Source organism: Saccharibacillus sp. CPCC 101409 (assembly GCF_030518235.1).
Taxonomy (GTDB): domain Bacteria; phylum Bacillota; class Bacilli; order Paenibacillales; family Paenibacillaceae; genus Saccharibacillus.
In genome coordinates this window covers 211,094-221,949 of the sequence record NZ_JAULSA010000009.1, presented here as the reverse complement: position 1 = coordinate 221,949, position 10,856 = coordinate 211,094, and the positions used below count along the sequence as shown (strand labels likewise).

General features: G+C 54.0%; 9 protein-coding genes. 2 read left to right on the top strand and 7 right to left on the bottom strand.

The features are described 5' to 3' along the window. Window positions 1-301, top strand: a 301-nt coding sequence (locus QWJ34_RS18925) for a transposase (protein ID WP_302730243.1), incomplete at its 5' end; no start/stop codon positions are given. Window positions 302-458: 157 nt separating this feature from the next. Here the strand turns inward: QWJ34_RS18925 and QWJ34_RS18920 are convergent. From QWJ34_RS18920 to QWJ34_RS18890, 7 genes are all read right to left on the bottom strand, one after another. Beyond that, on the bottom strand, window positions 459-1,265 hold the full coding sequence (locus QWJ34_RS18920) for a hypothetical protein (RefSeq protein ID WP_302730242.1): 807 nt from the start codon (window positions 1,263-1,265) through the stop codon (window positions 459-461). A gap of 501 nt (window positions 1,266-1,766) precedes the next feature. Further along, a complete protein-coding gene (locus tag QWJ34_RS18915) occupies window positions 1,767-3,320 on the bottom strand; it encodes a response regulator transcription factor (protein ID WP_302730240.1) in 1,554 nt (517 codons plus the stop codon). After that, the gene (locus QWJ34_RS18910; protein WP_302730239.1) at window positions 3,317-5,131 is read right to left on the bottom strand and encodes a cache domain-containing sensor histidine kinase; all 1,815 of its coding nucleotides are present in this window, start codon (window positions 5,129-5,131) and stop codon (window positions 3,317-3,319) included. Before QWJ34_RS18910 ends, QWJ34_RS18915 begins: the two co-directional genes overlap by 4 nt. A 139-nt stretch (window positions 5,132-5,270) precedes the next feature. After that, window positions 5,271-6,905, bottom strand: a complete 1,635-nt coding sequence (locus QWJ34_RS18905; protein ID WP_302730237.1) for an extracellular solute-binding protein — start codon at window positions 6,903-6,905, stop codon at window positions 5,271-5,273. A gap of 61 nt (window positions 6,906-6,966) precedes the next feature. Then, window positions 6,967-7,839, bottom strand: a complete 873-nt coding sequence (locus tag QWJ34_RS18900) for a carbohydrate ABC transporter permease (RefSeq protein WP_302730236.1) — start codon at window positions 7,837-7,839, stop codon at window positions 6,967-6,969. Between the two features lie 13 nt (window positions 7,840-7,852). Next, window positions 7,853-8,803: an ABC transporter permease gene (locus QWJ34_RS18895; RefSeq protein WP_302730234.1), complete on the bottom strand. Its 951-nt coding sequence runs from the start codon at window positions 8,801-8,803 to the stop codon at window positions 7,853-7,855. A 172-nt stretch (window positions 8,804-8,975) separates the two neighbouring features. Next, a complete protein-coding gene (locus QWJ34_RS18890) occupies window positions 8,976-9,839 on the bottom strand; it encodes a helix-turn-helix transcriptional regulator (RefSeq protein ID WP_302730233.1) in 864 nt (287 codons plus the stop codon). A 123-nt stretch (window positions 9,840-9,962) separates the two neighbouring features. On the opposite strand from QWJ34_RS18890, the gene QWJ34_RS18885 reads away from it, so the two are divergent. Next, on the top strand, window positions 9,963-10,808 hold the full coding sequence (locus QWJ34_RS18885; RefSeq protein ID WP_302730232.1) for an NAD-dependent epimerase/dehydratase family protein: 846 nt from the start codon (window positions 9,963-9,965) through the stop codon (window positions 10,806-10,808). The last annotated feature ends 48 nt before the right edge of the window (window positions 10,809-10,856 follow it).

Below are 10,856 nucleotides of genomic sequence, written 5' to 3'. Positions count from 1 at the left end.
ACAGCTGACAGCTTTTGCCGGGCTAGACTCAGCCGTTCACGAATCGGGAACCTTCAAATCCAAAAAGAATCGAATCTCGAAACGAGGCTCTTCGTACCTTCGAACGGCGCTTTATCAAGCGACCGTAGCCGGCATTTCCAAGCAGGTTCACGGTCCGAGAAATTCGACTCTCTTCCAATTTTATCAGCAAAAACGGGACGAAGGCAAACCGGCAAAAGTCGCGATTGTGGCGACCTCACATAAACTTTTGCGCATCATTTTTGGCATATGGAACTCCGGATCGGCCTTTCAAGCTCGCTAAGTCCTGAAATTGGATATGGAATCCATTTTTATCTACTTTCTAAGGTAGGTTTATTTCAGTATGTTCTATTTGGAAAGCTCAACGATTGTTTTATTGGAAACTTGACTTTGATTAGCTGGTTTATAAGATGTTGGCGCTTTCTCTAAAATCAATTAACTTATTCTTTTTCATATTTATTAAAAATTTCTTTCAGCTTTTCTTCAATAAGAGTTTTCAGTTCTTCGCATAAATTATTTACGCTTTTCTTCAATTCATTTTTCTCAATTATCAATGTGTTATTATCATACAATTCATAAAAATTGGAATGAGACGCAATAAAATATTCTGGTTTTCCTTTCCATTCAATTATCGGGCTTCTTTGAGGACTATAATGTTTATTTCTATCGGCAAGTGCAAATTCAAACATAGTAATTAATGCCTTACTGTAATATTCATTCTCATATTCAATATAATCTCCCTCTGCATATCTAACTTTATTTAATAACTCTTCATCAAAGGCTATAATTTTAATATTTTCATATTCCTCAGGGTAAACTACATCGTAATCAACAATATATTCTCCATCATAAATCGGTATCTCTCCGTCTATAATTTCTCCATATAGTTCTTCAAAGCCACTATTGAAAATTCTCATGATGATTCTACCGGAAACATCTTTTATATCTATCTTATTAAATTTGTAAATAATATCATCGATCTCCATCAATTTATTCAACAATTCCTCTTCCACTCTATACTTATATTGCTTTGAAATAACTTCGTTTATAAATTCATCACTAATATGATTTACATATTTTCCTTTCGAAATATCGGTAGCAATGGAAATCAATTCTTCCATGATGGGTATATATATCTCGTTTTTTCTACCTATCACAGATTGATACTGAATTTGATGATATATTGTAATTTCACATTCGTTTAAAATAGGACTGTTATCACCACTGGTTCTATTTTTATTAGTCATTAGAGTTCACCTTCATTTCAGAATTATTTATGATAGGACTATTATTCCCTTGTGTTCTAAACTTATTGACTGCATATTTCTTCCCGGAAAAGAAACCCAATATTATACCGGAAATTAACCCTGAAATGATCCCAATTAATAGTGCGCCTATGGTAGTCGAAGGATTAAAAATTGTAAATAAAAAATCCATGCTTGTTTCACTCCTTAGCTTTGTGGTTTGCGCTAATTTCTTATAACGACTTATTCCCGAACCTCGCACCACATTCACTCTACCGAATATTCCCTAACTCCCTTCCAACACATCTCTTTCTTCTCCCCACTCCAAAACCCAAATTCTTCTAACTCCTAGTATATCGCCGTCTCCCTCACTTGAACATCCCATTTCCAGTAAAAATCATTCTTTTTCTCCAGCATTATTCTAATCTCCTCTCCCAAACCGCACAAAAAAAGCACAACCGACTCCACCCAGAATCGGCTATGCTCACCCTCCCATCCAATCCCCTACCTTATCGCCCCCACCACCCTCTTCCTATACTCCTTCGGCGACATGCCTTCCATCTTGTTAAAAATATGCGTAAAGTAATTCGAATCGTTAAAACCAATCGCTTCCGACACCTCGAAGATCTTCATATCCGTGCTTTTGAGCAGCAGCTTCGCTTTCTGCACGCGCAGATTCTGAATATAACCCGTGACACTCTCGCCGGTTTCTTTTTTGAACAGGTTGCTGAAGTAGCTCGGGTTGAGATGGACGTGCGAAGCCAGTTCGGTCAGGCCGCATTCGCCCATGTAGTGCTCTTCGATAAAACGGATCGCCTGCTTGATCGGGTTGTCGTTCTTGCCGGCCAGCCACTGGTTGTGGGCGTGCAGGAATTCGTCGATATACACGCGGAGCCAGGCGGCGATTTCTTCGGGGGTTTCGCATTTGTACACAGAGCCCCAGTCTATGGTGCGCGAAGCCATCGGCCACTCGGCAAATTGGACCTGGACCAGCCGGAGCAGAGCGGCGGCCAGCAGCAGCGCTTCGATTCGCGCGCCCTGGGGAGGCAGATCGCCGATCCGGCCGGCCCGCTCCAGCAGTTCTTTGCTCAGCCGTCCGCTTTCGCCCGACATGAGCCAGGACACGATTTCTTTTTCTTTTTCATACAGCGCTTTCTGGTTGATCAGCGCTTCGTTGACGGCTTTGCGTTCGGACGACGTTTCCCGCTCCGATCCGCCGCGATAACGCGTGTACGCCTGGCGCAGCTCCGCCGCGGTGCGGCACAGCCCCTGCTTGCGGCAGGACAGATCCAATTTCAGATAATGGTAAACCGCATCCGACAGCGACTGGAGCCAATCGGACGGCCGGTCGGCTTCGACGCCGCCGCGATCGGTCAGCAGCGCCCATTCGGACGAACTCAGCGGGAACAGCCGGAAGCCTCCGCCGTACCATTTATGTAAATACTCTTTGACGATATTCCCCACCGCAAACTGCAGCAGCGGAATATCCTGGGCGGTATACTGCTTCTCCGGCGACAGGTACGCGGCGATATCGAGGAAGTACAGCTCGCCGCCCGGCATTTGGCCGAGCAGGGATTCCACTTCTTCTTCGCTGCACGGCATGCCCATCAGCGCCGAGCGAAGCTGGCTGTCTTCGTGCTGGCGTTTCCAGTCTTCGAGCAGTCGGTGGGAACGATTTTCTTCGATCAGCCGGACGTACGTCCGGTCGAGCACGTCCAGGATATCGCTTTCCACGCACGGCTTGGTGAGGAAGTCCATCACGCCGAATTTGAGCGCGGACTGGGCGTAAGCGAAGTCTTTGAAGCCGGTAATCATCACGATCCTGGTGTCCCAGCCGCGGCTGCGGATCTCTCCTGCCAGCTCCAGCCCGTCCATATGCGGCATGCGGATATCGGTCAGCAGCAGATCCGGCACGCAGCGTTCCATCGCGGAGAGCGCGTCGCGGCCGTTGGACGCTTCGCCGGCTAGCTCCCATTCGGCGGAGCGTTTGCCGGCCAGCTTGATCAGACCTCTGCGAAAGTTCGGCTGGTCTTCGGCGATAAACAGCTTGCCCTTCATCCGGTTTCCTCCTCCAGGCTGTACTGCGGGATCGTTTTGAGTGGAAGACGCATATGCACGGTCGTTCCTTTGCCTTCGGCGCTGGCAATATCCACGCCGTAAGAAGCGCCGTAGACCAGCTCGATGCGCCGCAGCACACTTTTGAACCCGATTCCCGTCTGGCCGTTCCTGGGGCGCGCGTCCCCGTCGTTCGTAAGCGTCTTCAAAGCTTGCTCGTCCATCCCGCATCCGTTGTCGGCCACTTCGATATGCAGCGCCGTTTCGGATAAAGCCGCTTTGATGCGCAGCACCCGGTCTTCTTCCATATCGCGAAAAGCGTGCACAAACACATTCTCCACCACCGGCAGCAGCAGGCACCGCATCATGCGCAGTTCGAGCAGCGATTCTTCCGCCTGAATGATCGTTTCGACTTCGCCCGTAAACAGCTCGGTTTGAATCTTGATATAATTGCGCACCTGCTGAAGTTCTTCGCCCAGCGTCGTATCGGTCTGGACGGATTGAAGCGAATACTTGAGCATCTCGGAAATGGCATTAATCAGCAGCGCGGATTCCGTCTGGTCTTCGCCGTACAATTTCCAGTACAATTCATTGAACAGATTATGCAAATAATGCGGATTGAGCTGCGCCTGGATCGCTTTGAGCTCGGATTCGCGCTGGCTGATCTGGGCCAGATACACTTTGTCGATCAGCGTGCCGACCTGCTCGGCCATATCGTTGAAGCTTTCGCCGATATACCCGAGCTCGTCGCCGGAGCGGACCCGGATTCGCGCCGAGAAATCGCCGGCCCGCAGTCTGCGCAGGCCGAGCATCAGGCTGCCCAGCGGAGCCAGCAGCGTGCGCGAAGAGATCGTAATCAGCAGCGCGCTCAGCAGCACGACGCCGATCCCGGCAAACACAAAGATATGGATAATGTCTTTGTTCTTGCGCTGGATCTCCTGCAGGGAAACGCCGCCGTACAGCGTGAACCCGGCGGGTTCCAGGCGGTGGCGGACAAACAAATACGTGATGCCGTTCAGCCGCGCATACTGCGGATCGCCCGCTTCGATTATCCGCATAAGCGGCTCCCGCTCTTCGCGGCTCGTGTTGGAGTAGAGCATCCCGCCCATCGGCTCCAGCAGCAGCACTTTGCCGTTGCCGTTCGCCGTCAGGTCGCGCAGCACGCGCGATACCAGGCTTTCTTCCATCACGACGACCATCGTTCCGTACGGAATCAGCTTGTCGCTTAGCATACGCCGGGCCGCGATCAGCACCGTGCGGCGTCCGTCCGGGTCGATCGCGCTGGGCAGCGTGGCCCGGCCCCAGACCAGGTTGCCCCGGTACGGCTCCAGCTTCGCCATGATCGCATCAAGATCTTCCGGTCCGGGTTCGCCCGACGCTCCGCTGGTGGAAGATATCGCCAGATCGCCGTTCTCGTCGAACAGAAACACGGAACGGATCGACGGCGCGTCCACCTGGAGCGTGGTCAGCTGTTCTTCGACGTATTTGCGGTTCTTGAACTGCGTATACAGATTCCCGGCGGGATCGAGGCTTTCCCGGACGAACAGCTCGATCGAAGGATTCAGAATAATGGATTGGGAAACGCGATTGACCTCCTGAAAAGTCAGCTCCAGCCGCGCCAGCGCCTGCTCGTTGGCAATCGAGAACTGTTTGCTGATCTCGTCTTCCATCAGCTGCACGTTCAGGCGATAAACCAGCCATCCCGCCAGCGCGAATGCCAGCGTGACCATGCAGGAGAGCAGGATAATCAGTTTGAACTTGAAGCTGCCTTTGATTGTTGCGACGATTCTGCCGGGCCAGCTTGCAGTATTCAATCGGCTCCCTCCCCGTCATGTAATCGGTATCATCCCTTACGATTGTATTCCTTTTCCCCGCAATTTCAAAACAAACCTGGCCCGGCTTGCGCCGGACCAAGTCGAGGATTGATTTTGCGCTTCCGGTCTCTCCGGGCTTTTACTTGAGCTGGGAGCGAACCGTTTCCAGTACGTCGTCGCCCAGGAAAGCCGTGTCTTTGTTTTCCTGGTACCAGGTGTTCATATACTCTTCGATCTGCTTGCCGCCGCCTTTGTCCCAGGCGGCTTTGGCGTCGGCGATCGCCTGCTCCGGCGTATAGTCGGCGCCGCGGATAATGCCTTTGACCAGGATATCGCTCGTTTCTTTGCTGACGTTGGTGTTGATGACCGCCAGGTCGCTCGGCAGCACCGGCATATGCTCGTAGTGCGTCAAGCCCGGATATTTGGCGTCCGGGTAATCGAGCAGGAATTGGTCGGCTTTCTGCATCATTTCCAGGCCGGCTTTCTGCTCCGGAATATTGACGTCGAACGCCGAGACGGAAGTCAGGTTTTCATTTTGCGGCAGCGAGTACACCATTTCGTAGTCTTTGGCCCAATCGACTTCTTTCATGTTCTTGTCGAGGTCGATCACTTCGATCGTGCCGTCTTCCCGCTTTTTCCAGTGCTCGCCTTCGGTTCCTTTCATCAGGGTGAGCGCCGTATCCGGCTGGAGAATAAAGTTGATATATTCCATCGCCGCCTGCGGATTCTTGGCCGCCGCATTGATGACGGTCGTCATCTGGATCGGGTTCGTCACGTGGTGGGTAAACTGTCCCAAAGGCGATTCCGGCTGCATCATCGGCTCGATCTCGGCTTCCGGCACGACTTTGCGAATTGTTTTGAGATTGGTGACCGTGGTTTCGAACCAGGTGTTGATCGCCGGCTCCAGATACACGCCCACTTTGCCGTTCAGGTAATCCTGTTTGGCTTTAGAGCCGTTCTTGTCCGCCAGATAGTCTTTGTCGATCAGTCCTTCGTCGAACATCATTTTCTTGAAGCGCAGCGATTCCAGCGTATTGTCCCAGCTGCGGACGATCTTGTCGCCTTCGATCGCCCAGCCGCCCGCGCCGAACATGGAGTCGATCATGCCGCCCGACGTATAGCTGATATTGGCGCCGTAGGTGTCTTTTTTGCCGTTGCCGTCCGGGTCCTGTTCGACGAACGCTTTGAGCACGTTATGGAATTCTTCGGTCGTTCTCGGCACTTCCAGATTCAGCTTTTTCAGCCAGTCGGTACGGATCATCATGACGCTTTGCAGATGGGGTTCGTTGATCTTGCCGATCTCGTACAGCTTGCCGTCGGATTTGGTGCCCACCTGGCGCAGCTGCGGATACTCTTCCAGCAGTTTCTCGTACTCCGGCGCATACTGCAAATAGTCGTCCAGCGGGAGCAGCTGCTTCTGCTGGTAAAGGGAATCCCGGAAGCCGGTGTCGTAATCGTTGACGATATCCGGCGCGCTGCCCGAAGCGAACATGACGTTCAGCTTCTGCACCGCTTCCGCCCGCAGCACCGGCACGAACTTGGCTGCGACCGGCGAATTTTCGTTGATCCACTTGGTCCAGCGGTTTTCTTCCACGGTTCCTTCCGCCGCCGGAATATTGCCCCGATCGTAGTTCGAGACGGTTACGACGGCTTTGTCTCCGCTTTGCTCTTCGTCTTTGGGCTGCGTGCAGCCGGCGACCCCCGTCGTCAGCACCGTGACCAGCACAACGGACGACCAGACCCTTTTGTTTGTATCCCGTAATTTTGTGCCCATGCTTGAAGCTCCTCTCGCAATCTATGATAGATAGATGTACTGCCGCTTTCCGGGATGCCCGCTACCCTTTGATCGAACCGAGCATAATGCCTTTGACGAAGTATTTTTGCAGAAACGGGTATACCGCGAGCATCGGCACCACCATGACCATGACGCCGACCGCTTTCATCTTTTCCGTGACCAGTTCCTGCTGCTGCATTACGTCCATCGCCATCATATTGTCCATACTCTGGATCTGGAGCATGCTCTGCACGACGACCGTCAGGTTCTGAAGCTCCGTGCGGTTGATGTAAATAATCACGTTCATAAACATATTCCAGTAGCCGACTCCGTAAAAAAGCGTCAGCGTCGCCAGCATCGGCAGCGACAGCGGCAGGACGATCCGGGCCAGCAGCTGCATTTCGCCGCACCCGTCGATCTGCGCGGATTCCGTCACTTCGCCGGGGATATTCTCGAAGTAACTTTTCATAATTAGCATGTTGTAGGTACTGACCAGTCCGCTGAACCACAGCGCCCAGTACGTATTCGTCAGATGCAGATTGCTCATGACCAGATACGTGGGAATCATGCCCCCGCTGAACAGCATCGTGAACAAGGCGGCCGTCGTGATCGGTCTGCGCGCATACAGGTAACGCCGCGATAATGGATACGCTGTCAAGATAGTCGTCAGCATGCTGAGCGCCGTTCCGACCAGCGTAATCGTCACGCTGTTGCCGAAAGCGCGCCAGGCCGGCGTGTTCTGGAAAAAGTACTCGTACGCCGTGAAGTCCAGGCCCACCGGCCAGAAGAATACCTGCCCCAGGTCGACCGCGTGCCCCGCGCTAAACGACAGGGCGATCAGATGCAGGAAAGGCAGGATGCAGGTCAGCGCGATCGCAATCAGCACGACGTGCACAAAGACCGAAAAAGCTTTTTCTCCTCTCGACTCGCTCAAACCGATTCCCTCCTTAGAACAATCCCTGGTCGAATTTGCGCGCCAGCGCGTTGGCGGTCAGCACCAGGATGAGGCCGACGACGGATTCGAACAATCCCATCGCGGTGCTCAGACTGAACTGCGCCTGCTGCAGGCCGACTTTGTATACGTAGGTGCTGATGACTTCCGCCGTCTCCATCACCGTCGGATTCTGGAGGTTGTACACCTGGTCGAAGCCGACTTCCATCAGCCGCCCCACGCCCAGGATCAGCAGCAGGATAATGGTGGTGCGAAGACCCGGCAGCGTGATATGCCAGATGCGTCTCAGCTTGCCCGCGCCGTCGAGACCCGCCGATTCGTACAGGCTGGGATCGATCGCCGACAGGGCGGCCAGATAGATGATCGCGCCGAAGCCCATTTCTTTCCACATGCCCGATCCGATAAAGATGGCAATCCAGGAATCGGGACGATACAGAAACGGAAACGGCTCCAGGCCCCACTGCTCGAACAGCTTGTTGAAGGTGCCGCCGTCGATCGAGAACAGCGTCAGCATCAGCCCCGCGATAATGACCCAGGACAGAAAGTGCGGCAGGTAAATGATCGTTTGAATCCAGCGTTTGAGCCAGTTGCGGCGGATCTCGTTGAGCGCGATCGCGATAACGATCGGCGCCGGAAAACCGAACAGCAGATTCAGCAAACTCAGTTTGAGCGTGTTCCAGATGATTTGCAGCGTGACGTCGGACTGGAACAGGATCTGGAAATACTTCATTCCCGCCCAGGCGCTGCCGAGGATACCGTCGTGGAAATTGTAGTCTTTGAAAGCGATCACAAGACCGCCCATGGGAAGATACCGGAAGACCAGATAATACAAGATCCCCGGAACGAGCATGATAAACAGCGGAATGTTCTGCCGAAACCTTTTGCTCTGATAAAAAACCGGTTTGGCCTTCGATATGCGCTTTGTTTCGGCTGCGGGAGTCGTCATGGATCAACCCTCTTTCTGTATCGAGTGGCTTCTGTGCTGACCCTAATGTACCGCAGCCGGGATCGGGCAAACCTTAATAATCCTTAGGTTTTTCTGGAGTTTTTTTGGTTTTGGGCGTTCTCTGTCCATAAAACGGCCCCCGCGGCGGATTCCGCGGGGGCCGCATATTCGGTTAAACGCGCTGCGATTCGGACTGCCGGCCGAGCCCGACGTCGACCAGCTCCCGCAGGCGGCCGGCCGTGGCCGGGGAAGCCATATACGTCATGATCTTCAGGTCCGGATGGGTCGGCAGCCGCAGGGTCATATGCTCGAACTCCATCTCACCGAGCAAAGGATCGAATCCCCGCTTCAGATGATCGGTGGCGGACTGCACGTCGTGCAGCGGCCATTTCTCGCGAAACGCCGGGCTGCTGCGCATAAATTCATCGATCAGATTTTCGAAACCCGGATCGTTCGGGAAATGGGCGTAATCCGCGCGAAAACGCGCAATCATATCGCCGACCCGGTCTTCCCAATCGTCCGACCTCAACCTCGGGTTCCAGTCCGACAAGAACATTCGCATCCAGTTCAAATCCGGCCGCCCGGCGCCCGAAAAAGACGGCAGCCGGAACAGGATCTCGGCGGCCCGGTTCCAGATCAGCAGGTCCCAGCATCTTCCGAGCACGAAAGCCGGGTTGGGATCGAACGCCTGGATCATCCGCTCAAGCCCCGCATCGACCCGCCGGTCTTCCGCCCGCGTCCGCTCCGGTTCCCCGGCTCTGGCCAGCAGATGCAGATGACGGCGCTCGCCTTCGTTCAACCGCAGCGCTTCGGCGATATGATTCAATACTTCTTCGGAAGGATTGACGTTTCTCCCCTGCTCCAAAGAGGTATACCAGGACGTCCCGATATAAGCAAGCTGCGCCACTTCTTCTCTTCGCAGTCCGGGAGTCCGGCGGCGCCCGTAAGACACCAGCCCGACTTCTTCCGGGGTCAGACGCTCGCGGCGCGATCGCAAAAAGTCGCCCAGCGACATCCCCGCAAAAGCTTCTTCCATGTTCCGCTTCCTCCTTCTGTTTAACCTGACACTCCCAGTCGTACGATAAACGCAGGAAGGAAGCGTTCTGCCGCTTTTATTATACTGCACATATACCGTTTGAAAAACTTAGGAGGATGAGAGATGAACTTTTTTATCACGGGAGCAACAGGTAAAGTCGGCAGCCGCTTCGCGCCGCGCATGCTTCAGCGCGGTCACCGCGTCAAGCTGCTGGTCCGCGACGCCGCCAAAGCGGAAAGTCTGCAGCGGCAGGGAGCGGAGATTGTGGAAGGCGAGCTGGCGAAGCCGGAAACGTATCTCGACGCCCTCCGCGGCTGCGACGTAATCGTGCATCTGGCGGCGCAGTTCCGCGGGGTGGACGATCAGACGACGCGCATTTCGAATCTGGACGGCGCGATCGCGCTGGCCGACGCCGCGTTGACGGCCGAAGTGCCGAGATTCGTCTTCTCCAGCACCAACAATGTCTACGGCAATGCGAATCGTCACAGACCCCATCTCGAAGACGACGAATTGAGTCCGGTGTCCGCCGCCTATCCGCAAAGCAAGATCGAAGCGGAAGCCGCCCTGCTGTCGCTGCACCGCGAACAGGGGCTGGGACTTCGCATCGTGCGGCTTCCGTTTGTCTACGGGGAAGGCGATCCGCACATCACGGATATTCTGCCGATGCTGCGCGGCTGGAATCCGGCTCAGCGCATGCATATGGCGCATCACGCGGACGTGAGTCAGGCGCTGATGCTTGCGTCTACAGCGCAGGGCATCGACGGCCGCATCTACAACGTCGGCGACGACGCGCCGATCACCGCCGAAGAACTGTTCCGGCTGCATGGCGCCCAGCTACCTCCGGAAGCGCACGAGCAGGAGTTCAATCCCTGGGGCATGGTTGTCGATACGACCCGTATTCGGAACGAGCTGAACTACCGCCCGATCTATCCGTCGTTCTATACCGCGAAAGATGCGGGGACGCTTTGATTTTCTCGGGTTTCTGCTTTTAAAAAAACAAACAGCAGCGGCCGATCC